The following is a 24,357-nucleotide window of genomic DNA, read 5'->3' on the forward strand; positions in this document are numbered from 1 at the left end:
ACCGACAGCAACCCCGTCTCCAAAGCCTGACAAGGCCCGGATCCCGGATCAACCGCCACGGTGCAGAAAACCCCCAAACAGGCCCGCTCACACGAACACGCCCCCAGGGGAGGCGCTCCTATAAACCCTCCAACACACTTTGCAAGAGAATTGTCACGGGAGCGCCGGCGGAATACGCGGCCTTGTATGTGTGACGAGATTTCTGAGGATATGACGCGATATAGTTCGATTCACAGCTGTTTCAAGTGCGCGACAACGCCGAGCTGGCACGGTGAGAACAACCCACTCTTCCGGCGTGGTATATTGTGGTGTTTAGTCACTGGTGGATCGGGGCTCACGATGGTTATGCTCTGCCCGTCACAGAGAGGTCTTCGTGTCGCAGTCAGGTTCCCCAAATGGTCAGACCGTCGTTCATGATGGCTATGCCGAGCGTCTCATCGACACTGTTACCGATACCGCATTCATTCTGCTCGATGCGGAAGGGAATGTAAGGAGTTGGAGCCGCGGCGCGGAGCTTATTCATGGCTGGAGCGCCGACGAGGTGATCGGTCGCTCCGCTTTCATTCTCTATCCGCCGGAACATGGGTCGGACGCCCTTCGTCATGATCTTCAAGCCACCCGTGAGAAGACTCACCTGCAAGCGCAGGACCTTCGTGTACGCAAGGCCGGCTCGACATTCATGGCCCAGGTCACGATGACTCTGATCGACAGCCAGAACGGCGGCCCTGCCGGTGTCGCCATGATCACGCGGGACATCACCGAATGGATCATGGCCGAGGAGGCGCTGAGAACGCGAGAGGCTCACCTGCGTTCGATCCTGGAGACCGTTCCGGATGCCATGGTGGTCATCAATGAGGAAGCGCGGATTCAGTCCTTCAGCGCGACAGCCGTGCGTCTCTTCGGCTACCAGCCGGACGAAGTGATCGGCGAGAACGTCAAGATCCTCATGCCGGCACCGTACCGCGAGCAGCATGACAATTACATGCTGCGTTACCGCACGACGGGGGAGAGGCGGATCATCGGCGTCGGGCGTGTGGTCGTCGGTCAGCGCAAGGATGGCTCGACCTTTCCCATGGAGCTGGCCGTGGGCGAGATGCATTCCGGCGGCATCCGCTACTTCACCGGATTCATTCGTGATCTGACCGAGCGTCAAAGGACGGAAACCCGCCTGCAGGAGCTTCAATCGGAGCTCGTTCACATGTCGCGTTTCACGGCCCTGGGAGAGATGGCCTCGACTCTCGCGCATGAGATCAACCAGCCGCTGACGGCCATCACCAATTATCTCAAAGGATGCCGGAGAATTCTGGAGCGCATGGAGGGCGACACGGTCCCCATGCTGCGGGACGCGGTCAATGAGGCGGGCGAGCAGGCCCTGAGGGCAGGGCAGGTGATCCGGCACTTACGCGAGTTCGTCGCCCGCGGCGAGAGCGAGCGCCATATCGAGAATCTGCCCAAACTCATCGAGGAGGCGAGCGCGCTCTCCCTCGTGGGTGCGAAGGAGCAGGGAGTCCGGGTCGTCTTCCACTTCGATCCCAACGCCCCCTTCGTGCTTGCCGACCGCATTCAGATCCAGCAGGTCCTGCTGAACCTGATCCGGAATGCCATTGAGGCCATGCAGGAGACGGAGCGTCGGGAGCTCAAGGTCGCGACCCGCTGTCTGAACGATGGCCACGTGGAATTGAGCGTGGAAGATACCGGGCCCGGCCTTGCCCCGGAGGTGGCAGCCCAGCTCTTCCAGCCCTTCGTGACCACCAAGAAGCACGGAATGGGCGTCGGCCTGTCGATCTGCCGCACGATCGTTGAAGCCCATGGCGGGAAAATCTGGGCGGATTCGAAGCGGGGTGAAGGAACCACATTTCGCTTCACATTGAGGACAATCGGACGGGAGGAGATGGCCCATGCAGAGTGACGTTGCCGTGCATGTGGTTGACGATGACGTGGCTGTGCGCAAATCGCTGGCGTTTCTGCTCGCCTCCGAAGGACTGCCGGTCCGCCTGCACGAATCCGCCTCCGCCTTTCTCGACGGCGTGCCGGGCATGGAGGCGGGCTGCATCGTGACGGATGTGCGCATGCCCGGCATCGACGGCATCGAACTGATCCGTCGTCTGAAGGCGCGCAGCATCACGCTTCCGGTCATCGTCATGACCGGACACGCGGATGTCCCGATGGCCGTCCAGGCCATGAAGGAGGGCGCGATCGATTTCCTGGAGAAGCCGTTCGGGGACGAGGTGTTTCTCGCTGCGGTCCGCTCCGCTCTCGCCCGCCAGGAAAAGAACAGCAATCAAGGATTGCAGGTCGCGGAGATCCAAGGCCGGTTCGAGGTCCTGTCGGAGCGGGAGAGGCAGGTTCTCGACGGTCTCGTGGCCGGCAAGGCCAACAAGGTGATCGCCTATGATCTCGGCATCAGCCCAAGGACAGTGGAAATCTACCGCGCGAACGTCATGGCCAAGATGCAGGCGAAGAGCCTGTCGGAACTCGTCCGTCTGGCCCTCCTGATCGAGGCGAAGTAGATCCTTAAGGAATATTCCTGAATAGGGAAGAAGCCGCGTCCGTGCATAATCCGCGAGACTGGCCGGCAGACTGACCTCCGGCCGCGCTCAAGGATCATGCAGGCTTTTCGGATGTCTCAGCCCATGGGGCCGGTTATCATCGTCGACGATGACGAAGCGGTCAGGAACTCGTTGAAGTTTGCCCTGGAGCTCGAGGGACTGACCGTGCGCCTGTTCAAGGACGGTCCCGAGCTTCTGTCCGAGCATGATCTCCCGCAGAACGGATGCTTCGTGATCGACTACAACATGCCGGGCATGACCGGGATCGAACTGGTCGACAGGTTGCGGCAGCGGCGGAGTGATTGCCGGGCGATCCTCATCGCGTCCCGGTTGAGCGACGATCTCCATCATCGCGCCGCCCAATCGGGCTTCCGGACCGTTCTCGAGAAGCCCCTGCACGACAGTGAGCTGCTCGACAGCATTCATGCGGCTCTGGCCTGAAAGACCTCGCGGCCTCCTTCGAAACACATTCAGCCCCGCTGTCGCTGTGACGGCAGGGCTGTTGATGCTCGTCCGGAGCTGGATAGGCCTCTATTATGCGTTCAGCCGCTCGAGAGCCGCCCGGTTCCTCAAGACGACATGACGGGCGGAAGGAAGCGCGATGATGCCCTGCCGCTCGAGCTGCGTGAATGAGCGGGAGACGGTTTCGATCGTCAGTCCGAGATGGTCGGCGATATCCGTGCGCGACATGGGAAGGTCCACGGCACTTTCGTCGGCGGTTCGCCCGGCCATGTCGAGCAGAAAAGTTGCAATCTTCTCCAAGGCCGATTTGCGGCCCAGGAGAAGCATGTGGTTCTGGGCCCGAACGAGAGAGCGCATCATGCCCATGGTCATGTCATGGGCGAGTTGGGCGTCATTACCGGCCAGAGAGGCGAGATGGGTGCGGCGATAGGCAACCACGACGCAATCGCCGATGGACTCGGCGCAGAACCGATGCTCGTCGCCGGCTTCAATGCCGAAGATGTCGCCGGCCAGATGGAAGGCGTCGATTTGGCGGCGCCCGTCGCTCATGAGCTTGGAGGTGCGCACCACGCCGGAGAGAACCTTGTAGACGAAAGCAGCCCTATCGCCCTCGGCGAAGATCTCCTCATCCTTGGCGAAAGACCGGACGGAGCCGACAGTCGGGGTCGCGGCATCGGCAAGCTTAGGGAGCAGACGGACATTCAGGTCCAACGGAAACAGGGCCGAAGAAGCGGCTTGGGTGAGGAGCGCAGTGTGCATCGGACCCCCGTGAACCTTTGGTATTGACGTTGCAGTTCATGGGTACAGCTGCAGAGGCTGGGCTAAAATTCAGGTCTGATACCTAAGGGGTTTTCCTTAGGTCGTCCCAATCGGGATTGGAGACGTCTCGAGGCAGCGAAATCTAGGCGAAAAGACCGGCCGCGAGCGTGCCCAGGATCGCCCCCGACAGCAGGGCTGCGTCATGGAGGCCGAGCAGCCATCGCGAAACCGGGCTGCCTTGGTGGGTCCAGAGCGTCGTTCCGAGCATGGTCAATGACCATCCGGAGCCGACCAGGGCTGCCGCCGCGGAGAAGCCGGCGACGCTCCCGGAGAGCTTGAAGGCCGCTGCTCCTGCCGCCAGCAGGAGACATCCTGACGCGGAAAGCGGGGCAGGGAGGGCCAGGCGCGGGAAGAACGCGAGGAGCAGCGACGGTGCATACATGGCCATCACATGCCACGCGACGGCACCTACGACGGCTTCCGATGGCGCGCAGCCGATAACCGCCATGGGGGTTGCGCCCATCAGGGCCGTCATGGTGAGCCATCCCATGGCGCCGAGCGCCGTCGGCAGGAGGATGGAGCGCCATCCCCGCAGGCCTTTTGCATCCGTGACCCGTTCCCGGATCCGCCGGTAGGGCAAGGATGCGGTCGCAAAGAGCGACGCCACGTGCGCGAGGGCGGCCGCGGCGGCCATGCCGGCGAAGGCCCATGGCGAGGCCAGTGACTCGGCCATGCTGGAGATCGTCGGCGCGGTCAGGCTCGCCAGGGTGGCGGCTCCGAAAACGATCAGAACGGCACCGGCTCCTTTGCCGCCGACCGGCACGGCAGCGTGGCGGTAGAACAGGCTGAAGCCGCCTGCGATCCCGAGCCAGAATGCGCCGAGCACAAGGGCGTTGAAGTGCATCGACACGAGTGCCCAGACGAGGACGAGGCCACCGGCGGCGCCGAGGCTGGCGCCCAGGGAGAAGGCCGCCCGGCGGCCGAACGAGTCGAGGAGGAGCGACGCGGGGAGGCTCGCAAGGGCCGCCCCGATGTAGAAGGCCGTATAGGGAAGGGTGGTCAGGCCCCGGCTCGGAGCGAGCGCCGATCCGGCCAGGGGCAGAATGCTGAGAGTCAGGACCTGGGCAAGCACCGAGAGGGCAAAGCCTGCCGCAAGCGGCACCGTCCCGCGATCATCCGCAGCGGTGTCGTCGAGCGCACCCGGCTCGCAGATGCATTCGAGCTGCCCGGCTCTCGGTATCGCCGTCGAGGAGGTCATTTCCGAACATCGTCATCCGACAGGACGCGCACGGCGGCGCCCTGAACATCGTCATACTGGCCGTTCTTCAACGACCACATGAAGGCTCCAAGACCGGTCAGACCGAGCAGGAGAGCCATGGGAACGAGATAGATCAGCACTTCCATCGGTCAGGCTCCTTGCGTGACGGGAACGACGTGGGATTGCGGCGCCTCGGACCGAGGCACGGATATGCGCCCGCGAGCCCGGAGGGCATTGAGCGTCACCAGGGTCGAGGAGCCCGACATGGCGAGCGCCGCGACAAGAGGCGTGACGAAGCCGAGGAACGCCAGGGGCACCGCGATCAGGTTGTAGACCAGGGCGATTCCCAGGTTCTGCCGCATGAGGCGGTGGGCCCGGCGCGCGATGTCGATCGTGTCCTGTACAGGCCTCAACCTGTCGCCGAGGAAGACGGCATCGGCATGGGCCTGGGTGAGGTCGGCCGCACTGATGGGCGACAGCGACACATGCGCGGCTGCCAGAGCAGGCGCGTCGTTCAGGCCGTCGCCCACCATCAGCACCTTGCGGCCTTCAACCTTGAGAGCATCGAGCGCTTCGATCTTGCCGGCCGGATTGCAGCCGCCGCGCCATCTATCGATGCCGAGCGTGGCCGCGATGGGAGCCACGGCTTCCGGCCGGTCGCCCGAAAGGATCCGGCAATCGAAACCTCGATCCTTGAGGCCCTGTACAACGGCGACGGCATCGGGACGCAAGGCCTGTCGCACCAGAAGGACGGTCCGCTTTTCACCCCAGGAGAAAGTAATCACGGAAGCCATCGGATCGGCCGCAGCCGCCTTGTCGGCGATGTCCTCGGCGCCGCAGAAGGCCGGACTGCCGAGGCGCATCTCGATGCCGTCCACGACGGCGTGCACACCCTGGCCGGGCTCCTCGGTCACGTCCTCGTAGGGGCGGCGATCATGCGCCATCTGCGCTACGGCGGCGGCCAGCGGATGATGGCTCGACAACGCGAGGCGGCTTGCCGCCTCCAGCAGGTCGGGCTCCATGTCGCCCCCATTGGTGACGCTCATGGTGGGCAGGGTCAGGGTCCCGGTCTTGTCGAACACGATGGTGTCCACCTTGGCCAGCCGCTCGAAGGCATCGCCCGTATTGAGGAACACGCCCGCACGGAACAGGGCTCCTGACGCGACCACCTGCACCACCGGCACCGCGAGGGCGAGGGCGCAGGGGCAGGTGATGATGAGCACCGCAATGGCGGTCAGAAGCGCATCGTGAACGGAAGCGCCGGTTGCGATCCAGGTCAGCGCCGTGACGGCAGCGGCCGTGTGCACGACCGGCGCGTAGATTTTCGCCACCCGATCGGCCAGCTGCACATAGCGGGATTTCGCCGCGGCTGCATTCTCCAGGAGGCGCTCGACCTCGTCGAGCAGAGCCCCCTTGCCCGCTGCGGTGACCCGCAGGGTGAGGGTGCCGTTGTCGTTCATGCTCCCCGCATAAACCTGAGAGGCGGCCCTGACGGAGCGATGGGCGGTCTCGCCGGTGACGAGGCTCTCGTCGACATCCGAGGCTCCCGAGAGAACGATACCGTCGACGGCGATGCGCTCGCCCGGGCGCACGAGAACCCGGTCGCCGGGCTTCACGGCGGCGGTCGGCACCAGGACGACCTCGCCCTTGTCGTCGATCCTGTGTGCGACCTCGGCCCTGAACGAGGCCAGGTTGCCTGCGACGGCCCGTGTCTTCCGGCGCATGGCCTGATCGAGGTAGCGGCCACAGAGCAGGAAGAACAGCAGCATGACCACAGAGTCGAAATAGGTATGCTCGGCGGAATTGACCGTCTCGAACACCGACACGCTCAAGGCCAGCAGGATGCCGATGACGATCGGCACGTCCATGTTGGTGCGACGGTTGCGGAGCGCGGTCATGGCGCTCTGAAAGAAGGGCTGGCCCGCATAGGCGACTGCCGGGAGGGCGATGAGGGCGGCGAGCCAATGGAAGAAGTCCCTGGTCTCGGGCGTAATGTCCGTGACGTTTCCCGACCAGACCGAGACCGCCAGCAGCATGATGTTCATGGACGCGAAGCCCGCGACCGCGAGGCATTTCAGAAGCCACTGGGCGCGGCGTGCTTCCTCCTCCTCCACCAGCATCGCGCGAAAGGGGTGAGCCCAGTATCCGAGCCGCTGAAGCTCCTCGACGACATGCGATGGGGACAGCGCCCCGTCCCGCCACTCGACGGCGAGACGATGGTTCGTGTAGTTGAGCCTGGCGTCGACGACACCGGGCAAGCGGCACAAGCCGCCTTCGATCTCGTCGATGCAGGCGGCACAGTCGATGCCCTCGACGGCAAGGTCGAGATGAGCCGTTCCGTCACCCTGGCGCGTGACATAGATGGAGAGATCAAGGGTTTCGGCCATGACGAAGAAATCCTCAGAGCACGATGCGGCTCTTGGAGCGGAAGACGGTTTCCTCATCGCGATTCAGACCGATGACGAGGTCCCATTGGCCTTCCGGCATGGGTGTGACGCTCCTGAAACGGCCCGGCGACAGCTCGACTACTTCCAAGGGCACGTCGCGCCGCTTATCGGTTGGATGGGCGAGACGGATCTCCGGCAAGAGGCCCATAAGAGCCTGCCCCTCGGCGTCGCGCGCCGTGATGACGATCCCTGGAGCGTCGCCGTGCTGCAGGGCCGCTTCGACCGTCCAATGGAGCGCATCCTGCGCATGGGCGGCCGCGACATCGTTCTTGAACGAAAGCCCCGCCTTGTAGGCGCTCTCCGTCTCGACACCGCTGAAGCTCGAGACGGCAACGCGCACCATGTAGAAATTCACGGCGAAGATGACGCCGAAGAACGACACGAAATAGAGGAGAACCGTGCGACCTGTGATGGGGCGGGGCGAGCGTCCCGCGTTTGCTTTCGTGGACATGGGTCGATCCTCAAGGAGCTCTGAAATGATCGCTGGTGCTGACGGTGTTGCCAGTGGCGGGATCGGTCAGAATGAACCGAAGTGCGGTCGAATCCTCGGTTGGGGAGGTGGTGTCGGTCACCAGTACGCGCGCTTCCAGGGTCTGATCCGGCCCCACGGTCACGATGGAGCGGCCTTGCTGGTCGACTTCGCCACCGACCACGTCGATCCTGGCCCGGCGCAGGCCTTCCACCGAGAGCGCGTAACGGCGTTCGTCCAGGTTCTTGTTGGCGACACGGATGGTAAAACCGTTGCGGATCGTGCCGTCCGAGAGACGTACGAAGAGCGGGTTCCGGTCATGCATGACGCTCAGGTACAGGCTCTGGCGCATGGCCAGCGAGGCGATCATAACGAAGCCGACAAGAACGATGATACCGGCATAGAAGAGGGTGCGTGACCGCACGATGCGACGTACCTCCGGCCGACCCTCGATCCGGGCCTGGACATTCATGTCGGTGTCGTAGGCGATCAGACCCTGGGGACGACCGATCTTGCTCATGACGGTGTCGCAGGCATCCATGCACAGGCCGCACTGAATGCAGTCGAGCTGCAGACCCTTACGGATATCGACGCCCGTCGGGCACACGGCGACGCATTGGTCACAATCGACACAGTCTCCCGCAGGTAGTCCCTGAAGCTTCAAGGCCTCGTTCTTCTTCATCGAACCGCGCGGTTCTCCCCGGTCATAACGGTAGGTGACGTTGAGCGCATACTCGTCCGTCAGCGCGGCCTGAATTCGCGGCCAGGGGCACATATAGGTGCAGACCTGCTCGCGCATGAAGCCGGCCAAGGTGTAGGTCGTGAAGGTAAGAATGCCGATCCAGAGATACGCCGCGAACGGAGCCTGGAATGTCGCCAGCTCGTAGACCAGCGTCGGAGCGTCGGCGAAATAGAGTACCCAGGCGCCGCCGGTCCACCAGGCGATCATGAGCCAGACGAAATGCTTCAGGGTCTTACGGCCAAGAACCTGGAAGGTGAGCTTTTCCCTGTCATGGCGCATCCGCTCGCGCCGGTCGCCTTCGATGAAGCGCTCCACCGCATAGAAGAGATCGGTCCAGACCGTCTGAGGGCAGAGATAGCCGCACCAGATCCGGCCCGCGACCGCATTCATGAGGAACAGCGCGAGGGCAGCCAGCACGAGCAGGCCCGTGATGTAATAGACCTCCTGCGGCCAGATTTCGATGAAGAAGAAATAGAAGCGGCTGTTGGCGAGATCGACCAGGATGGCCTGGTCGGGCGCATTCGGGCCTCGATCCCAGCGGATGAACGGCAAAAAGTAGTAGATGCCGAGCGTGACGGCGAGCACGACCCACTTGATCGTGCGATAGCGACCCTTCACCGCCTGCGGATAGATCTGCTTGCGGGGCGCATAGAGCGGCGCCTCCTCGGCTGCGGCCGAGGGAGAAGCGCTGAGAGATTGGGGGAGAGGGGCGTCGGCCATCGAATCCGTCGGTTCGTCTCAATCATGTATGACGAAGGGATATGATGGGGCCGTCCAACACGCCTTGATCCATATCAAGCGAAGGCCGGAGGTTTCCCCCCGGCCTTTCATTACGGAACTTTTGAAAACCTCAAGGCCGCTGGTCGCCACCCAGGGAGTGAACGTAGAGAGTGAGCGACTTGATGGTCGTGTCATCCAGGCGTCCATGCCATGTCGGCATGACGCCGCCGCGCCCGTTCATCAGGCCCTCCACGATGGTCGCCTTGTCCGAACCGAAGAGCCAGATCTTGTCCGTCAGGTTGGGAGCGCCGAGTTCCTGATTACCCAAGCCCTTCTCTCCATGACAGGCGGCACAATTATCGGCGAAGATCTTGGCGCCGGCGGCGAGATCGGCTCCTTTGTCCGTGGGAAGGCCCGAGAGCGAACGGACGTAATCCGCCGCCTGCAGGATCTCCTCCCGCTTGAGCATCCCGTCGCGGCCGAAAGCCGGCATGGAGCCTGAATGGCCCTGGTCGCTGGTGGAACGGGCGCCATGGCGGACGGTCTGCTCGATCCGGGCGAGCGAGCCGCCCCAGAGCCAATCGTCGTCGTTCAGGTTCGGATATCCCTTGGCACCCGCGCCGCCGGCTCCATGGCATGGGGCGCAGTTGTCGCCGAAGGCGGCCTTGCCCTGCGCCCGCGCGAAGGCGAACATTTCAGGGTTCTGCCTGATCTCTTCCAGCGAACTCTCGGCCAGTTTCGCCGTCATGCCGGAGCGCTGCTGCTTGAGAGCGTCGAGATCGGCCACCACCGCGTCCCGAGACTGCCAGCCGAGGACACCCTTGGTATAGGATGAGACCATCGGCCAAGCCGGATAGGCGATGCAGTAGGCGATGGCCCAGGCGATGCAGGCATAGAACGTCCACAGCCACCAGCGCGGGAGCGGGTTGTTGAGTTCCTGAATGTCGTCCCAGCTATGCCCGGTGGTGGTGACGCCGCTGATGGCGTCGACCTGTTCGTGCTTGTCATGGGCCATGGGATCAATCCTCCTGGAGAGGCATGCGGGCGGCCGCGTCGAAGCGGTCCTTCCGCGAGGGGGCGAGGGCATAGATCAGCATCGCCAGGAAGACGACGACGAAGTAGAGAAGCCCCCAGGTCTGGGCGAACTCGGCGAAGAATTTGTATGCGGCTGGCATGGTTTACGGTCCTCAGCGCACGTTGGCCTTGTTGTCGTAGAGCTTGAAGTCGACCTGCGTGCCCAGCAGCTGCAGATAAGCGATCAGGGCATCGGCTTCCGTGACCTTCTGCGGGTTGCCGTCGAAGGAACGCGACTGGGCGTTCGGATAGCGTTTGGCGAGGTCGAGCGCATTCGGATCGTCGGTCGCGGCCTGGATGCGGATGTCGCTCTCCGCATGCTTGACCATCTCCTCGGTATAAGGAACGCCGAGGGTCGCCTGCACTTGCAGATCCTGCGCGATGGTCGACGTGTCGAGCTCGGTCTTCTCCAGCCAGGAATAGCCCGGCATGATCGACCCGGGCACGACGGCGCGGGGGTCCTTCAGGTGATCCCGGTGCCAGTCGTCGGAATACTTGTTGCCGACCCGGGCGAGATCCGGCCCCGTGCGCTTCGAGCCCCATTGGAACGGCCGGTCGTACATGCTCTCGGCGGCCAGGGAGTAATGGCCGTAGCGCTCGACCTCGTCCCGCAGGGGACGGATCATCTGGCTATGGCAGTTGTAGCAGCCCTCGCGCACGTAGATGTTGCGGCCGGCGAGTTCGAGCGGGGTGTAGGGCCTGACGCCTTCCACCTTCTCGATGGTGCTCTTCAGGTAGAAGAGCGGCACGATCTCCACCAGGCCGCCGATGGATATGACGATCAGCACGCCGATGATGAGGATGATCGAGTTGGTCTCGAAGATCTTGTGACGGGACCAGAATGACATGATCGTTTCCTTTATTCCGCGGCGACGAGCGCGGGCTGCATGGCCGGAGTGGCTTCCTCGGCCGCCTCTCCGACCGTGATCGTCTTCCAGACGTTCCAGGCCATGATCAGGCTGCCGGCCACGAAGAACGCGCCGCCGAGCGCACGGATGACATAGAAGGGATTCATCGCCTCGACGGTCTCGATGAAGGAGTATTCGAGGAAGCCGAGGCTGGTATAGGCCCGCCACATGAGGCCCTGGAGGATGCCCGCGACCCACATCGACGAGATGTAGAGGACGATGCCGAGAGTCGAGATCCAGAAGTGCCAGGATACGGCCTTCATGGAATAGAGCGATCTCTTGTTCCAGAGCCACGGCACGAGGCAATAGATGGCCCCGAAGGAGATATAGGCGACCCAGCCGAGGGCTCCGGCATGGACATGGCCGATGGTCCAGTCGGTGTAGTGCGACAGGGAGTTCACGGCCTTCACGGACATGAGCGGGCCTTCGAAGGTCGCCATGCCGTAGAATGCGACCGACACGACCATGAGGCGCAGGACCGGATCGGTGCGGAGCTTGTCCCAGGCACCCGAGAGGGTCATGAGGCCGTTGATCATGCCGCCCCAGGAGGGCATCCACAGCATGACCGAGAACACCATGCCCAGCGTCTGCGCCCAGTCGGGCAGGGCGGTGTAGTGCAGGTGATGGGGACCTGCCCAGATATACATGAAGATCAGCGACCAGAAGTGGATGATGGAGAGGCGGTAGGAATAGACCGGACGCTCGGCCCGCTTCGGGATGAAGTAGTACATGATGGCGAGGAAGCCGGCGGTGAGGAAGAAGCCGACCGCGTTATGGCCGTACCACCACTGCACGAGGGCATCCTGCACGCCCGACCACACGATGTAGCTCTTGGGCGAGAATATCGAGACGGGGATCGATGCGTTGTTGCCGAGATGCAGGACCGCGATGGTCAGGATGAAGGCGAGGTAGAACCAGTTCGCCACATAAATATGTGGCTCCTTGCGACGCATGACCGTGCCGAGGAACACCAGGAAGTAGGTCACCCATACGATGGTCAGGAAGAGATCCGCATACCATTCGGGCTCGGCATATTCCTTGCCCTGGGTAATGCCGAGCAGGTAGCCCGTGCCGGCGATGACGATGAAGAAGTTGTAGCCCAGCACCACGAACCACGGGGCGATGTCACCGGCCAGCCGCGCGCGGCAGGTGCGCTGCACCACGTAGAACGAGCTGGCGATGAGCACGTTGCCGCCGAAGGCGAAGATCACCGCCGACGTGTGCAGCGGGCGCATCCGGCCGAAGGACAGCCATGCGGTGTCGAAGTTGAGCGCGGGAAAGGCGAGCTGGAGGGCGATCAGCAACCCGATGGTGAAGCCGGCGATGCCCCAGACGATGGAGGCGATGGTTCCGAACTTCACCGGATCCATGTTGTAGTTCGGCTTGCCGCCGATGGTCAGCGGGGGCAGTTGCGCGGGGCGCTCGTAGTACCGGTTCACGATGGCGAACACGCCAGCCACGCTGGCGGCTGCGAAGAGATAGGCATGGAAGGCGTATTCGGGCGTATAGGCCTTCGCCGCGATGATGACGCTGAGGAATGCCAGTCCGGCGAGGGCAAGGGCCGAGCCCATCTCGCCGAATGTCATGCCCTTTGAGGGTGCTGCCGCTTGAGCCATAGGCTTCGACCTTTTGAGAAATTCGGCGATGCGGTGAGCTTCGCCGTCAGCAGATTCGTTTACGTTTCGGGATGCGAAGGGGCATTGACCCAGATCAAACGCCCCGGTGGCGCGGCGCCCTAGAGAGCGCGGGAGTGCCTCTGGGCACCGCTTTCGAGATAGCGGTCGAAGACGGCGCAGACGTTTCGGACCAGGGCGCGGCCCTCATCAGGGATCGACAAGGTCAGTCCGTCGCGGATGACGAGCCCGTCCCGCGCCAGATCGTCGATCGCGTCGATTTCAGGCGCGAAACCATCGGTGCCGGAGCGAAATTCCGAAGCCACCTCATCAAGGTCGACCGAGAAGTCGCACATCAGGCGCTCGATGATCGCGCGGCGGAGGCGATCGTCATCCGAGAGGGCGACGCCGCGCACGATGGGGAGTTGGCCCTTCAGAACGGCTTCGCGATACGCGACCGTCGTCGGGGCGTTCTGGATGTAGCCCTGAGGCAGGGAGCCGATGGACGAGGTGCCGAACCCGATCAGCGCTGTCGCCTCGTCCGTCGTGTAGCCCTGGAAGTTGCGATGAAGCCGTCCGTCCCTTTGGCGAACGGCCATGGGATCGCCGGGCTTGGCGAAATGGTCGAGGCCGATCTGGACGTAGCCTGCGCGGATGAAGGCCTCGGCCGCAGCCTCGCGTTGCTCCACACGCGCGACGGAATCGGGGAGGGATGCCTCAGGCAGGAGCGCCTGATGGCGCTTCATCCATGGAACATGGGCATAGCCGAAAAGCGCGATCCGGTCCGGATCGAGCTTGAGGGCGAGGTCGACGGAGCGCTTCACGCTCTCGACGCTCTGGTACGGCAGGCCATACATCAGGTCGAGGTTCAGGCCGCTCACGCCCGCCTCCCTGAGCCAGGAAGCGACCCGTGCCGTCTGTTCGAACGACTGCACCCGCCTGATGGTCTCTTGGACCCTGGGGTCGAAATCCTGGACGCCCAGGCTAGCCCGGTTGAGGCCGGATGCGGCAAGGGCCTTCACATGCTCCGGCGTGATGGTCCTCGGGTCGATCTCGACCGCAATCTCGGCATCCTGTCGAATCTCGAAGGCTTCGTCGAGATGGCGCGAGATGCGCCGGAGGTCGTCCGGAGACAGAATGGTCGGCGTGCCGCCGCCCCAATGGACATGGGCGACGGCCATGCGGCCGGGCAGGTGGCGCGCCACGAGGTCGATTTCCCGCTCCAGGCAATCGACATAGGCGGCGACGGCCTTGTAGCTCCGGGTCACGGCGGTGTTGCAACCGCAATAGAGGCAGAGTTCCGCACAGAACGGCACATGCAGATAGAGCGACACGGGTCGGTCCGGCGCCAGTTCGCTAAGCCAGGACGCATAGGTTTCGGCCGAGACGTCCGGTTTGAAATAAGGCGCCGTCGGATAGCTCGTGTAGCGCGGGACACGCTGGTCGTAGCGGGCAATGAGTTCTGGTGTCATGCTCGGACCTTGCATGACGGCTCATTCAGGAGCCTTGATCTGAATCAAAGGCTCTGCCGGGACGCAGGCAGCACCCTCATCCCTAGAGCAAGTACCGCAGCGACTCGCTCGCCGCCATCAAGGACGGCAGGAAGCGTTCCCGCATTTCATCCGCCGAGACGCGCCCGGCCTGGGCACTGAGATTGAGGGCGATCGTCACCTGACCGTTCTTCTGGATCACCGGCACGGCGATGGAGCGCAGACCGAATTCCAGCTCCTCGTTGACGATGGCAAAGCCTTGGTCGTGCGTCGCTTTCAGGATGTTGCGGAGCTCCGTCTTGTCGGTGATGGTCTTCGGCGTCCTCGCCTCAAGGCGCACGCGTCGGAGATAGGCGTCGATGGTGTCCTCGGACTGATAGGCCAGGATGGCCCGTCCCAGGGATGTGCAATAGACCGGGAGTCGGCTTCCGACACCGAGGCCGATGGACATGATCCGGCGGGTGGCGGAGCGGGCAACGTAGACGATGTCGTCACCGTCCAGGATCGCCGCCGAACTCGATTCCCCCGTCGCTTCCGAGATCTGTTCGAGAAAGGGCTGAACCCGGGTCGAGAGCGAGGCGGACGAGAGATAGGCATAGCCGAGCCTGAGGATGCGGGGGCTCAAGGAGAAGTAGCGCCCGTCGAAATCCGCATAGCCCAGCTTGGTGAGCGTCAGGAGATAGCGGCGCGCGGCCGCGCGGGTGATGCCGGTCAGCTTCGCCACATCGGAGAGGATCAGGCGGGGCCTGCTGGCGTCGAAGGCCTCGATGACGAGGAGGCCCTTTTCGAGACTTGCCACGAAGTCCCGATCACTGCCCTGATCCTCGACGTCGTCACTCTGCATTACGGCCTCCGAAGGAGTATGGTGAACTTTGGTAGCCTTGACACTACCTCGGTAAATCGTACTACATGTGCGATATAGCTTTCAATGTACGCAGTGCGCACAAACAGCTAGACGATAGGATGAGAAAAACCGCGATCCAGCGCAATGAGATCGAGGCAGCTCAGAGGGAGGAAGGGAATGAAAATTTCAAAGAAGGTTCTCGGGGCTGCCGTCGGCGCTCTGCTGGCCGGTACGATCTCGGCCTATGCCGACACGATCAAAGTGGGGATCATCGGCCCGTTTTCGGGCCCCTTCGCGCTGCAGGGCAAGAATTTCCAGGCCGGCGTCGAGGCCTACATGGCCCTGAACGGCAAGTCGGTGAAGGGGCATGACATCGAGGTGATCTACCGCGACCTTCCGGCCGCCAATCCCGCGCAGTCGCGCGCCTTGGGGCAGGAACTGGTGGTGAAGGACAAGGTGCAGTATCTCGGCGGCGTCTATTTCACGCCGGACGCCATGGCCATCACGCCTCTGCTCAAGCAGGCGAACGTTCCGCTCGTGATCTTCAATGCCGCGACTTCCGCCATCATGACGCAGTCGCCGCTCGTGGTGCGCACGTCCTTCACCACGGCGCAAACGACGACGCCTCTCGGCAAGATCGCCGTGGATCGCGGCGTGAAGAAGGTCATCTCCGCCGTTAGCGACTATGGGCCGGGCGTCGATGCGGAAGGGGCTTTCAAGAAAGCTTTCGAGGGGGCCGGCGGCCAAGTGGTCGAGGCCATTCGCATGCCGCTGAACACAAACGATTTCAGCCCGATCATGCAGCGCATCCGGGATTCCGGCGCCGAGGCGGTCTTCGCCTTTCTCCCATCGGGTCCGACGACCCTCGGCTTCGTGAAGGCCTACAATGAGACCGGCTTGAAGCAGGCGGGGATCAAGTTCTTTGCGCCCGGCGATCTGACGCAGGAATCCGATCTGCCGGCGCTCGGCGACGGCGCCCTCGGTCTCCTGACCACCTTCCATTATGCCGTGTCGCACGACTCGCCGGAGAACAAGAAATTCGTGGAAGCGGCGAGCAAGGCCATCGGCAGCGCCGAACAGCTCTCGTTCCCATCGGTCGGCGCCTATGACGGCATGCACGTGATCTACAAGATGATCGAGGCGACGGACGGCAAGCAGGATGCGCAGAAGGCCGTGGATGCCGTGAAAGGCCTGTCCTGGACGAGCCCACGTGGCCCTGTCAGCATCGATGCCGAAACCCGCCACATCACGGAAAACATCTATCTGCGCGAGGTTGCAAAGGGCGCAGACGGCAAGACCTACAACAAGGAAATCCAGACCTTCCAGAACCAGAAGGATCCGGGCCTCGCGACCCAGTAAGTGTAAGGTATCAACAATCCTGAGGACGCGGCCATCCAACGCCGCGTCTTCTCATCGGCAGGCCAGACAAGCGTCCGGGATCCTTCATGCAGACCATCCTCAGCATTGCGATCGACGCCTTTGCTTACGGCATGGCTCTCTTCATCATCTGCATCGGCCTGTCGCTCACGATGGGCTTGATGCGGGTGGTGAACCTGGCGCATGGGGCCTTCGCGATGATCGCGGGATATATCGCGTCGTACGCGGCACGCGATCTTGGGTTGGGATACGCGGTCGCCATCTTCCTGGCGATCATCGGCACGGTCATCATCTCCATTCCGCTGGAGCGCCTTCTCTACCGCCGGATCTACGGCAGCCCCGAACTCACCCAGGTGCTGATGACCATCGGCATCACTTTCTGCATCATCGGCATCACCAACTACTTCTTCGGGCCCACTCTCAAGACCATTCCGCTTCCCGGGAGCCTGAGCCAGCCCGTGGATATGGGGATCCGGACCATCGCCGGGCATCGGCTCTTCGTCATGGCCTGCGGCATCATCGTGGCCGGCGGTCTCTGGTACCTGATCGAAAAAACCGATTTCGGCATCAAGCTGCGGGCGACCGTCGACAATGCTGCCATGGCCGATGCGCTCGGCGTGCGAACCCAGGCGATCTATGCCATCAGCTTCGCCATCGCCATCGGGCTTGCTGCCCTGGGCGGTGTGGTGGGCGCCGAATTCCTGCCCATCGAGCCCTATTACGCGCTACGCTACATGGTGACCTTCCTCGTCGTCGTGTCTGTCGGAGGCGCGGGATCGATCCCCGGTGCCGTGGTGGCCTGCCTCCTGCTCGGTGCCGTCGATACAACGGGCCGCTACCTGATGCCTGAATTCGGCAACTTCTTCTTCTATGCCGCAGTCATCGCCATCGTCTGCGTGTTCCCGCGCGGCTTCTTCGGAAGGGCTCAGTAACGTGCAGGTCATTGCTCAAGGCGAGAGAACTGCAGCGGCCCCTTCGGTGGGAGGCCGATGGCTGCGGGATGTGGCCGGCGTGCTCCTCATCATTGTCGCCGGTCTTGCGGGGTACTGGCTGTTCCCGGACAACCTGGCGCTTCTGACCCGTATCATTGCGGTGGCGCTCCTTGTCCTTTCGCTTGATCTCATCACCGGCTATTGCGGCGTGGCGTCCCTCGGGCAGGCTTCTCTCTTTGGAGCCGGCGCCTATGCGGCCGGAATCGCCTGCGTGAATGGTGTCACCGAACCTCTGACGCTCATCGCTATCGGGGCAGTCGCCGGGGCGATGGCGGGGCTTCTCATGGGCACGATCATGCTCCGCGCCCACGGGCTCGCCCAGCTTGTCCTGTCCATCGCCATCGTCCAGCTCTTCCATGAGGCTGCCAACAAGGCGTCCGCCTATACGGGCGGCAGCGACGGACTCGCTGGCCTGATGGTGAGCCCGCTCTTCGGAATGTTTGAGTTCGATCTGTGGGGGCAGACCGCCTATCTCTTCGGGCTTGCCTTGCTGGTCGTCGTGTTCATCGCCCTGAAATTTATCGTCTCGTCGCCGTTCGGCATGCTGTGCCGGGGCATCGAGCAGGATCCGGTCCGCATCCGCGCCATGGGATCCTACGTGTTTCCGGTGCTGTTGAAGATGTTCGTGATCTCGGGGGCAGTGGCCGGGACGGGCGGGGCCCTGGCTGCCATTTCCACCCAGGTGGTCGGCCTCGACAGCGTCAGCTTCGAGCTGTCCGCCAACGCCCTGGTCATGCTGGTGCTCGGCGGTCTCGGCACGCTCTACGGGGCGCTCGTCGGAACGGTCATCTTCATGGGATTCGAGCACGTCGTCTCGGCCATCAACCCGTTCCACTGGATGACGATGGTCGGGGCCTTGCTGGTCGCCGTCGTGCTCGTGGCACCCGGTGGTCTGAGCGGCCTTTCCGAAAGGTTCCTCGGAGCCGGAAAGCGCGCCAAGGGAGGCCGGGCATGAGCGACCTCTTCCACGTCGAAGGATTGACCAAAAATTTCGGCGGCCTCGCCGTCAGCCGGAACATCTCGCTGTCGATGACGGCGGGCGAGCGGCTGGCGCTCATCGGGCCGAATGGTGCCGGAAAGACCACCCTGGTCAATCTGGTGACTGGGCAGCTTCGCCCGAGTGCCGGGCGGGTCGTCCTCAACGGCGAGGACGTCACCGGTCGCGATGCCGTGCAGCGGGTTCGCAGAGGGCTGGTCCGTACCTTCCAGGTCACGCGATTGTTCTCGCAGATGACTCCGGAGGAACATGTGACGCTGACCGTGCTGCAGCGCGAGGGAAAGGCCGCACGGATTCTCGGCCGCTTCACTGGAAACTCGGAGGTGGCAGGAGAGGTGGAGAGCATCCTCTCGATCCTGGGATTGCTGGATGTGGCGAGGCGGAGAGTCGGCGAGATCGCCTATGGCCAGCAGCGCCTGTTGGAAATCGGCATCGCCTTGGCGCTTCGGCCGAAGGTCCTGCTTCTCGACGAGCCGGCCGCCGGCGTGCCGTCCAGCGATACGCCGAGGATCGAACAGGCGCTGGAGCGCCTGCCGCCGAGCCTCGCCGTGCTGATGATCGAACACGACATGGATCTCGTCTTCCGCTTCGCCAAGCGGGTCGTCGTGCTCGCGGCGGGCGAGATCATCTTCGAGGGACTGCCCTCGGAAGTCGCTGCCAACGAAAAGGTTCGTGAAGCCTATCTGGGGAACTATGCTCATGCCCGCAGCGTCGCTTGAGGTTCAGGGATTGAGCGCGGGCTACGGTCCGACGATCGTCCTGGAGGACGTGTCCTTCTCCGTACCGTCCGGAGCGCGCCTATCCATTCTCGGCCGGAACGGGATGGGCAAGACGACGCTGTTGTCCACCCTGATGGGCCTGAACCGGCGCTATGGGGGCGAGATCCTGATCGGCGGCACCGACATCACCTCCCTCAAGAGCTCCGAGCGGGCACGCAGGGGCATGGGGCTCGTTCCGCAGACGCGCGACATCTTCCGCTCGCTGACTGTCGAGGAGAACCTGATCGTCGGCGTCAAGGATCGTCCGCGCAACGTCATCCAGGAGGCCTATGAAATGTTCCCCCGTCTCCATGAGCGGCGCAACAATCTCGGCTGGCAATTGTCCGGCGGCGAGCAGCAGATGCTCTCGACCGCGCGAACTATCCTCGGCCGTCCCTCCGTGCTGCTCCTCGACGAGCCGCTCGAAGGATTGGCGCCCGTGATCTGCGAGGAACTCATGGCAGCCTTCACGCGGCTCGCCGCCAGCGGCGAGATGACGATCCTTCTCGTCGAACAGCGCCTCGAAAGCGCGCTCGATTTCGCGGAGACCGTCCTGATCCTGGAGCGCGGACGGATCGCCTGGCAGGGAACGAGCGAGGCTCTGCGCGAAGACCAGGGACTGGTCGAGCACTACATCGGCGTCGGCTCGCTGCATTGAGGCAAGGCATGGCATTTACACGCGTCAACGGGATCGTTCTGCACCATCAGGTGCTCGGTCGGGACGAGGGCCCTGTCCTCGTCTTTATCAATTCCCTCGGAAGCGATTTCCGCATCTGGCAGGAGGTCGTTCCTGCTTTCACGGAGCGGTTCGGGGTCGTCCTCTACGACAAGCGCGGACATGGCCTCTCGGACGCGCCGCCCGCGCCCTATACGATCGACGATCATACGGATGATCTCATCGCGCTCCTCGACCACCTGAAGATCGACAAGGCCGCCTTCGTCGGCTTGTCGGTCGGGGGAATGATCGCACAGCGTCTGGCGGTGCGGTCTGCCGAGCGCGTGCAGGCCCTCACCCTGTGCTGCACGGCGGCGAAGATCGGAACGCCGGAACTCTGGGCGGAGCGGATCGCAGCGGTCGAGCGGGGCGGGATCGAGCCGATCACCGACAATATCCTGCAGCGCTGGTTCACGCCCTTGTTCCGTGAAACTCGATCCGATGAGGTGGCGGGGTGGCGCAACATGCTGGTCCGCACGCCCGCCCATGGCTACACCGGAACCTGCGCGGCGATCCGCGACGCGGATCTGAGACCCGATGCCGGCCGGATCGCCGTTCCGACCCTATGCGTCGCGGGCGATCAGGACGGCTCGACACCCGCGGATGTGGTCAAGGGCACGGCCGATCTCATTCCCGGCGCAGGTTTCGCGCTCATCGACGGGGCAGGGCACATCCCCTGCGTCGAGAAGCCTGCCGTGCTGTCGAACCTCATCAACCGGCATCTCCAGGAGGCGGGACTTGTCTGAGAACGATAGATGCGAACGCTACAAGGCCGGGATGGCGGTGCGCCGTCAGGTGCTCGGCGATGCCCATGTGGATCGGGCGAGCGCCCAGATGACGGAGTTCGACGCCGACTTCCAGACCTTCATCACCGAAGGTGCCTGGGGTTCTGTGTGGTCACGCCCCGGTTTCACCAAGCGCGAGCGCTCCATCGTGACCATCGCGCTTCTGGCGGCGCTCGGGCAGGACGACGAGATCGCCATGCATGTCCGCGCGACCCGCAACACGGGCGCGACCAAGGAGGACATCAAGGAAGCGCTGCTGCACGTGGCCGTCTATGCAGGCGTGCCGGCGGCCAATCACGCCATCAAAATCGTCAAGAAAACTTTCGCCGAAATGGAAGCGGATCCCGAACCTCAAAAATAAGAGGGCGGGCTGCGAGGGAGAGCCGAGATGTCGGATCAGGGATCATATTATCAGCGGGACCGGAGCTGGCATCCGGCCGCGCTCACGCCGCAATACAAGACCTCGGTGCTGCGCTCGCCGCAATATCCGCTGCTGTCGCTTGACAACACCATATCGGAAATGACGGGGCCCAGGTTCGGGCATGACAAGATCGGTCCGCTCGACAACGACCTGATCCACAACTTCGCCAAGACGGGCGATCCCATCGGCCAGCGCATCATCGTCTATGGCCGCGTCCTTGACGAGAACGCCCGCCCCGTGCCGGGCACCCTGGTGGAGTTCTGGCAGGCCAATGCGGGCGGACGTTACCGGCACAAGAAAGAGACTTATCTTGCAGCCATCGACCCGAATTTCGGCGGCTGCGGACGCACGATCACGGACGAGGAGGGGCGTTACTGGTTCCGCACCATCAAGCCGGGCGCCTATCCCTGGCCCAACGGGGTCAACGACTGGCGGCCTGCCCACATCCACTTCTCGCTCTTCGGCCACGCCTTCGCGCAGCGGCTGATCACGCAGATGTATTTCGAGGGCGATCCGATGATCTGGCAGTGCCCGATCGTCTCGACCATCTCCGACAAGGCCGCCATCGACCAGCTGACGGCCGTGCTCGACCGGAACGCCACCCTGCCCATGGATGCGCTCGCCTACAAGTTCGACATCGTCCTGCGCGGGCGCCGCTCGACCATGTTCGAGAACCGCATGGAGGGAAACTGATGTTCCAGAAACTGACGACACTCAAGGAATCGCCGTCCCAGACGGCCGGCCCTTACGTCCATATCGGCGCGACCCCGAACTGGGTCGAGATCACCGGCGTATGGAAGGAGGATCTCGGACTCGTCATCGTCGGGCCCGAGACCAAAGGCGAGCGGATCATCGTCAAGGGGTGCATCTTCGATGGCAGCGGGAACGCGATCAAGGATGCGCTCGTCGAGATCTGGCAGGCCGACGCGGCCGGGCTCTACAACAGCCCTCAGGAGACGCGCGGGCAGGCTGACCCGAATTTCACCGGCTGGGGCCGCCAGCCGACGGACGCCGCCACGGGCGAGTATCGCTTCGAGACGATCAAGCCGGGCCGCGTGCCCTACAGGGACGGACGCCCGATGGCGCCCCACATCACGTTCTGGATCGTAGCGCGCGGCATCAATATCGGCCTGCATACGCGGATGTATTTCGGCGACGAGGAGGCGGCGAACGCGGAATGCCCCGTCTTGGCGCGCATCGAGCACAGGTACCGGCTTCCGACCCTCATCGCACAGCGCAGCGAGGAGAACGGAATGCCGACCTACACCTTCGACATTCACCTGCAGGGTGAGAAGGAAACCGTATTCTTCGACATCTGATCGCCGATCTGAAAGCATATCATGGCCAAGTTTCAGAGCCTCAAGGAGGCTGTTGCCGAGAACCTGCGCGAAGGCGACACAGTCGCCTTCGAGGGGTTCACCCATCTCATTCCCCATGCGGCCGCCCATGAGGTGATCCGGCAGGGGATCAAGGACCTCACCGTGATCCGCATGACCCCGGACATCATCTATGACCAGATGATCGGCATGGGCCTCGTGAAAAAGGTGATCTTCTCCTATGCGGGCAATCCCGGCGTCGGCCTCCTGCGCCGGATGCGCGATTCCATCGAGAACGGCTGGCCCCGGTCCATCGAGACCGTGGAGCACAGCCATGCGGCCATGGCCAATGCCTACGAGGCCGGCGCCGCCGGCCTGCCCTGCGCCGTGTTCCGGGGCTATCTCGGCGCGGGCCTCAAGGGCGTGAACCCGGCGATCAGGAGCGTCAACTGTCCGTTCACCGGAGAGGAACTCGCGGCCGTGCCTGCGCATCGTCCGGATGTGGCGGTCATCCATGCGCAGAAGGCGAGCAAGCGTGGCGACGTGCTGGTGGAGGGCATCGTCGGCGTGCAGAAGGAGGCGGTCCTGGCATCCAGGCGCTCCGTCGTAACGGTCGAGGAGATCGTGGAGGATTTCGACGACCTGCACCCGAATCTCTGCGTGCTGCCGCATTGGACCGTGACCTCCATCGTGCAGGTCCCGGGCGGCGCGCATCCATCCTATACTCACGGCTATTACGAGCGCGACAATGCCGCCTATCTGGAATGGGACAGGATCTCAGCCGATCGCGACCTCTTCACCTCCTGGATGAAGAAGAACGTGCTCGATCAGGGGCCCGAGGTGTTCGCCGATCGCGTGAAGGGATTGTAAGAATGACGAATCTTTCCGATTTCACGCCCAACGAGATGATGACCATCGCGGCGTCCCGCGCCCTGTCCAACGACGATGTCTGCTTCGTCGGCATCGGGGCGCCGTCGGCGGCCTGCAACGTGGCCCGGTTGACCCATGCGCCCGACATCACGCTGATCTACGAGAGCGGCACCATCGGCACGGCGCCGAACGTGCTCCCGCTCTCCATCGGCGACGGCGAATTGTGCGAGACGGCGCTCACCACGGTCTCCGTGCCGGAGATGTTCCGCTACTGGCTTCAGGGCGGCCGCATTTCCATCGGCTTTCTCGGGGCGGCCCAGCTCGACCGTTTCGGCAACATCAACACCACGGTGATCGGCGACTATCACAAGCCCAAGGTGCGCCTGCCGGGCGGTGGCGGTGCGCCCGAGATCGCCAGCTCCTGCAAGGAGGTTTTCATCACCATGAAGCAGGCGACCCGTGGCATGGTGGAGACGATCGACTTCTACACCTCCTTCGGCCACGGCGAGGGCGGCAACCACCGCGAGCGTCTCGGCATCAGGACCAAGGGGCCGACGCTCCTGATCACGGATCTCGCGATCTGGAAGCCGGATCCCGAGACAAAGGAATTCACCGTGGTGTCGATGCATCGCGGCGTCACCCGCGATAAGGTGCAGGAAACCTGCGGTTGGAAGGTGCGATTCTCAGATCATCTCGAGGAGACGCCTTCGCCGACCGAACTCGAACTCACCACCCTGCGCGAGCTTCAGGCCAGGACCGAGAAAGCTCACGGCGGCAACAAGGGGATTTGA

26 protein-coding genes are annotated in these 24,357 nt (G+C 63.3%); 14 read left to right on the forward strand and 12 right to left on the reverse strand.

Annotation, left to right across the window (positions count from 1 at the left end):
- Positions 1 to 373 precede the first annotated feature (373 nt).
- The 3 genes from AB4097_RS11060 (at position 374) to AB4097_RS11070 (ending at position 2,990) form a co-directional block, all read left to right on the forward strand.
- The gene (locus AB4097_RS11060) at positions 374 to 1,909 is read left to right on the forward strand and encodes a PAS domain-containing sensor histidine kinase (RefSeq protein WP_442039407.1); all 1,536 of its coding nucleotides are present in this window, start codon (positions 374 to 376) and stop codon (positions 1,907 to 1,909) included.
- Entirely contained in the window at positions 1,899 to 2,510 is a 612-nt protein-coding gene (gene fixJ, locus AB4097_RS11065; RefSeq protein WP_442039409.1) for a response regulator FixJ, read from the forward strand. Before AB4097_RS11060 ends, fixJ begins: the two co-directional genes overlap by 11 nt.
- A 123-nt stretch (positions 2,511 to 2,633) precedes the next feature.
- Positions 2,634 to 2,990, forward strand: coding sequence for a response regulator transcription factor (locus AB4097_RS11070; protein WP_442039411.1), 357 nt, complete (start codon positions 2,634 to 2,636; stop codon positions 2,988 to 2,990).
- A 93-nt stretch (positions 2,991 to 3,083) separates the two neighbouring features.
- Here the strand turns inward: AB4097_RS11070 and AB4097_RS11075 are convergent, their stop codons facing one another.
- The 12 genes from AB4097_RS11075 to AB4097_RS11130 all read right to left on the reverse strand — a co-directional run bounded on the left by AB4097_RS11075 (position 3,084) and on the right by AB4097_RS11130 (position 15,335).
- On the reverse strand, positions 3,084 to 3,770 hold the full coding sequence (locus AB4097_RS11075; protein WP_442039413.1) for a helix-turn-helix domain-containing protein: 687 nt from the start codon (positions 3,768 to 3,770) through the stop codon (positions 3,084 to 3,086).
- A gap of 142 nt (positions 3,771 to 3,912) precedes the next feature.
- Positions 3,913 to 5,028: a hypothetical protein gene (locus tag AB4097_RS11080; RefSeq protein WP_442039415.1), complete on the reverse strand. Its 1,116-nt coding sequence runs from the start codon at positions 5,026 to 5,028 to the stop codon at positions 3,913 to 3,915.
- Positions 5,025 to 5,174 carry a cbb3-type cytochrome oxidase assembly protein CcoS gene (gene ccoS / locus AB4097_RS11085; protein ID WP_442039417.1) on the reverse strand — a complete coding sequence of 50 codons (150 nt, stop codon included), beginning with the start codon at positions 5,172 to 5,174 and terminating at the stop codon, positions 5,025 to 5,027. The genes AB4097_RS11080 and ccoS overlap by 4 nt, the downstream gene beginning before the upstream one ends.
- Before the next feature lie 3 nt (positions 5,175 to 5,177).
- On the reverse strand, positions 5,178 to 7,415 hold the full coding sequence (locus AB4097_RS11090) for a heavy metal translocating P-type ATPase (protein WP_442039419.1): 2,238 nt from the start codon (positions 7,413 to 7,415) through the stop codon (positions 5,178 to 5,180).
- Between the two features lie 13 nt (positions 7,416 to 7,428).
- Positions 7,429 to 7,926: a FixH family protein gene (locus tag AB4097_RS11095; protein WP_442039421.1), complete on the reverse strand. Its 498-nt coding sequence runs from the start codon at positions 7,924 to 7,926 to the stop codon at positions 7,429 to 7,431.
- Between the two features lie 10 nt (positions 7,927 to 7,936).
- A complete protein-coding gene (gene ccoG / locus AB4097_RS11100; RefSeq protein ID WP_442039423.1) occupies positions 7,937 to 9,406 on the reverse strand; it encodes a cytochrome c oxidase accessory protein CcoG in 1,470 nt (489 codons plus the stop codon).
- 130 nt (positions 9,407 to 9,536) lie between these two features.
- Positions 9,537 to 10,421 carry a cytochrome-c oxidase, cbb3-type subunit III gene (gene ccoP / locus AB4097_RS11105; protein ID WP_442039425.1) on the reverse strand — a complete coding sequence of 295 codons (885 nt, stop codon included), beginning with the start codon at positions 10,419 to 10,421 and terminating at the stop codon, positions 9,537 to 9,539.
- A 4-nt stretch (positions 10,422 to 10,425) separates the two neighbouring features.
- On the reverse strand, positions 10,426 to 10,581 hold the full coding sequence (locus AB4097_RS11110; RefSeq protein ID WP_114947708.1) for a cbb3-type cytochrome c oxidase subunit 3: 156 nt from the start codon (positions 10,579 to 10,581) through the stop codon (positions 10,426 to 10,428).
- 12 nt (positions 10,582 to 10,593) lie between these two features.
- Positions 10,594 to 11,328 carry a cytochrome-c oxidase, cbb3-type subunit II gene (gene ccoO, locus AB4097_RS11115; protein ID WP_442039428.1) on the reverse strand — a complete coding sequence of 245 codons (735 nt, stop codon included), beginning with the start codon at positions 11,326 to 11,328 and terminating at the stop codon, positions 10,594 to 10,596.
- Between the two features lie 11 nt (positions 11,329 to 11,339).
- Complete coding sequence (gene ccoN, locus AB4097_RS11120; RefSeq protein ID WP_442039430.1) at positions 11,340 to 13,004, reverse strand: cytochrome-c oxidase, cbb3-type subunit I; 1,665 nt, start codon at positions 13,002 to 13,004, stop codon at positions 11,340 to 11,342.
- A gap of 119 nt (positions 13,005 to 13,123) precedes the next feature.
- Positions 13,124 to 14,473 (reverse strand): oxygen-independent coproporphyrinogen III oxidase, encoded by a 1,350-nt coding sequence (hemN, locus tag AB4097_RS11125; RefSeq protein WP_442039432.1) that lies wholly within the window; start codon positions 14,471 to 14,473, stop codon positions 13,124 to 13,126.
- A gap of 82 nt (positions 14,474 to 14,555) precedes the next feature.
- Positions 14,556 to 15,335 carry an IclR family transcriptional regulator gene (locus AB4097_RS11130; protein WP_442039434.1) on the reverse strand — a complete coding sequence of 260 codons (780 nt, stop codon included), beginning with the start codon at positions 15,333 to 15,335 and terminating at the stop codon, positions 14,556 to 14,558.
- A gap of 177 nt (positions 15,336 to 15,512) precedes the next feature.
- Here AB4097_RS11130 and AB4097_RS11135 point away from each other — a divergent pair, with 177 nt between their 5' ends.
- The 11 genes from AB4097_RS11135 (at position 15,513) to AB4097_RS11185 (ending at position 24,357) form a co-directional block, all read left to right on the forward strand.
- Positions 15,513 to 16,694 (forward strand): ABC transporter substrate-binding protein, encoded by a 1,182-nt coding sequence (locus AB4097_RS11135; RefSeq protein ID WP_442039436.1) that lies wholly within the window; start codon positions 15,513 to 15,515, stop codon positions 16,692 to 16,694.
- A gap of 86 nt (positions 16,695 to 16,780) precedes the next feature.
- On the forward strand, positions 16,781 to 17,644 hold the full coding sequence (locus AB4097_RS11140) for a branched-chain amino acid ABC transporter permease (RefSeq protein WP_442039438.1): 864 nt from the start codon (positions 16,781 to 16,783) through the stop codon (positions 17,642 to 17,644).
- Positions 17,645 to 17,654: 10 nt separating this feature from the next.
- Positions 17,655 to 18,659 carry a branched-chain amino acid ABC transporter permease gene (locus AB4097_RS11145; RefSeq protein WP_442039540.1) on the forward strand — a complete coding sequence of 335 codons (1,005 nt, stop codon included), beginning with the start codon at positions 17,655 to 17,657 and terminating at the stop codon, positions 18,657 to 18,659.
- Positions 18,656 to 19,420, forward strand: a complete 765-nt coding sequence (locus tag AB4097_RS11150) for an ABC transporter ATP-binding protein (protein ID WP_442039440.1) — start codon at positions 18,656 to 18,658, stop codon at positions 19,418 to 19,420. The genes AB4097_RS11145 and AB4097_RS11150 overlap by 4 nt, the downstream gene beginning before the upstream one ends.
- Positions 19,401 to 20,117 (forward strand): ABC transporter ATP-binding protein, encoded by a 717-nt coding sequence (locus AB4097_RS11155; RefSeq protein WP_442039442.1) that lies wholly within the window; start codon positions 19,401 to 19,403, stop codon positions 20,115 to 20,117. The genes AB4097_RS11150 and AB4097_RS11155 overlap by 20 nt, the downstream gene beginning before the upstream one ends.
- An 8-nt stretch (positions 20,118 to 20,125) precedes the next feature.
- A complete protein-coding gene (gene pcaD / locus AB4097_RS11160; protein WP_442039444.1) occupies positions 20,126 to 20,920 on the forward strand; it encodes a 3-oxoadipate enol-lactonase in 795 nt (264 codons plus the stop codon).
- A 31-nt stretch (positions 20,921 to 20,951) separates the two neighbouring features.
- The gene (gene pcaC, locus AB4097_RS11165) at positions 20,952 to 21,320 is read left to right on the forward strand and encodes a 4-carboxymuconolactone decarboxylase (RefSeq protein WP_442039542.1); all 369 of its coding nucleotides are present in this window, start codon (positions 20,952 to 20,954) and stop codon (positions 21,318 to 21,320) included.
- A gap of 27 nt (positions 21,321 to 21,347) precedes the next feature.
- Positions 21,348 to 22,073, forward strand: coding sequence for a protocatechuate 3,4-dioxygenase subunit beta (gene pcaH, locus AB4097_RS11170; RefSeq protein WP_442039446.1), 726 nt, complete (start codon positions 21,348 to 21,350; stop codon positions 22,071 to 22,073).
- Positions 22,073 to 22,699: a protocatechuate 3,4-dioxygenase subunit alpha gene (gene pcaG, locus AB4097_RS11175; protein WP_442039448.1), complete on the forward strand. Its 627-nt coding sequence runs from the start codon at positions 22,073 to 22,075 to the stop codon at positions 22,697 to 22,699. Before pcaH ends, pcaG begins: the two co-directional genes overlap by 1 nt.
- A gap of 21 nt (positions 22,700 to 22,720) precedes the next feature.
- Positions 22,721 to 23,566 carry a CoA transferase subunit A gene (locus AB4097_RS11180; protein ID WP_442039450.1) on the forward strand — a complete coding sequence of 282 codons (846 nt, stop codon included), beginning with the start codon at positions 22,721 to 22,723 and terminating at the stop codon, positions 23,564 to 23,566.
- 2 nt (positions 23,567 to 23,568) lie between these two features.
- Entirely contained in the window at positions 23,569 to 24,357 is a 789-nt protein-coding gene (locus AB4097_RS11185) for a CoA-transferase subunit beta (RefSeq protein WP_442039452.1), read from the forward strand.

Origin of the sequence: Microvirga sp. 2MCAF35, from assembly GCF_052115545.1 — a bacterium.
Taxonomy (GTDB): domain Bacteria; phylum Pseudomonadota; class Alphaproteobacteria; order Rhizobiales; family Beijerinckiaceae; genus Microvirga.

Bases quoted from the DNA above. Each gene is read 5' to 3' on its own strand.
- hemN (WP_442039432.1), bottom strand. From the start codon at position 14,473: ATGACACCAGAACTCATTGCCCGCTACGACCAGCGTGTCCCGCGCTAC.
- AB4097_RS11090 (WP_442039419.1), bottom strand. From the start codon at position 7,415: ATGGCCGAAACCCTTGATCTCTCCATCTATGTCACGCGCCAGGGTGAC.
- ccoG (WP_442039423.1), bottom strand. From the start codon at position 9,406: ATGGCCGACGCCCCTCTCCCCCAATCTCTCAGCGCTTCTCCCTCGGCC.
- AB4097_RS11075 (WP_442039413.1), bottom strand. From the start codon at position 3,770: ATGCACACTGCGCTCCTCACCCAAGCCGCTTCTTCGGCCCTGTTTCCG.
- fixJ (WP_442039409.1), top strand. From the start codon at position 1,899: ATGCAGAGTGACGTTGCCGTGCATGTGGTTGACGATGACGTGGCTGTG.
- AB4097_RS11130 (WP_442039434.1), bottom strand. From the start codon at position 15,335: ATGCAGAGTGACGACGTCGAGGATCAGGGCAGTGATCGGGACTTCGTG.
- pcaH (WP_442039446.1), top strand. From the start codon at position 21,348: ATGTCGGATCAGGGATCATATTATCAGCGGGACCGGAGCTGGCATCCG.
- pcaD (WP_442039444.1), top strand. From the start codon at position 20,126: ATGGCATTTACACGCGTCAACGGGATCGTTCTGCACCATCAGGTGCTC.
- ccoN (WP_442039430.1), bottom strand. From the start codon at position 13,004: ATGGCTCAAGCGGCAGCACCCTCAAAGGGCATGACATTCGGCGAGATG.
- AB4097_RS11135 (WP_442039436.1), top strand. From the start codon at position 15,513: ATGAAAATTTCAAAGAAGGTTCTCGGGGCTGCCGTCGGCGCTCTGCTG.
- AB4097_RS11150 (WP_442039440.1), top strand. From the start codon at position 18,656: ATGAGCGACCTCTTCCACGTCGAAGGATTGACCAAAAATTTCGGCGGC.
- AB4097_RS11155 (WP_442039442.1), top strand. From the start codon at position 19,401: ATGCCCGCAGCGTCGCTTGAGGTTCAGGGATTGAGCGCGGGCTACGGT.
- ccoO (WP_442039428.1), bottom strand. From the start codon at position 11,328: ATGTCATTCTGGTCCCGTCACAAGATCTTCGAGACCAACTCGATCATC.
- AB4097_RS11070 (WP_442039411.1), top strand. From the start codon at position 2,634: ATGGGGCCGGTTATCATCGTCGACGATGACGAAGCGGTCAGGAACTCG.
- AB4097_RS11180 (WP_442039450.1), top strand. From the start codon at position 22,721: ATGGCCAAGTTTCAGAGCCTCAAGGAGGCTGTTGCCGAGAACCTGCGC.
- pcaG (WP_442039448.1), top strand. From the start codon at position 22,073: ATGTTCCAGAAACTGACGACACTCAAGGAATCGCCGTCCCAGACGGCC.
- AB4097_RS11095 (WP_442039421.1), bottom strand. From the start codon at position 7,926: ATGTCCACGAAAGCAAACGCGGGACGCTCGCCCCGCCCCATCACAGGT.
- AB4097_RS11185 (WP_442039452.1), top strand. From the start codon at position 23,569: ATGACGAATCTTTCCGATTTCACGCCCAACGAGATGATGACCATCGCG.
- AB4097_RS11110 (WP_114947708.1), bottom strand. From the start codon at position 10,581: ATGCCAGCCGCATACAAATTCTTCGCCGAGTTCGCCCAGACCTGGGGG.
- ccoP (WP_442039425.1), bottom strand. From the start codon at position 10,421: ATGGCCCATGACAAGCACGAACAGGTCGACGCCATCAGCGGCGTCACC.
- AB4097_RS11080 (WP_442039415.1), bottom strand. From the start codon at position 5,028: ATGACCTCCTCGACGGCGATACCGAGAGCCGGGCAGCTCGAATGCATC.
- ccoS (WP_442039417.1), bottom strand. From the start codon at position 5,174: ATGGAAGTGCTGATCTATCTCGTTCCCATGGCTCTCCTGCTCGGTCTG.
- AB4097_RS11140 (WP_442039438.1), top strand. From the start codon at position 16,781: ATGCAGACCATCCTCAGCATTGCGATCGACGCCTTTGCTTACGGCATG.
- pcaC (WP_442039542.1), top strand. From the start codon at position 20,952: ATGGCGGTGCGCCGTCAGGTGCTCGGCGATGCCCATGTGGATCGGGCG.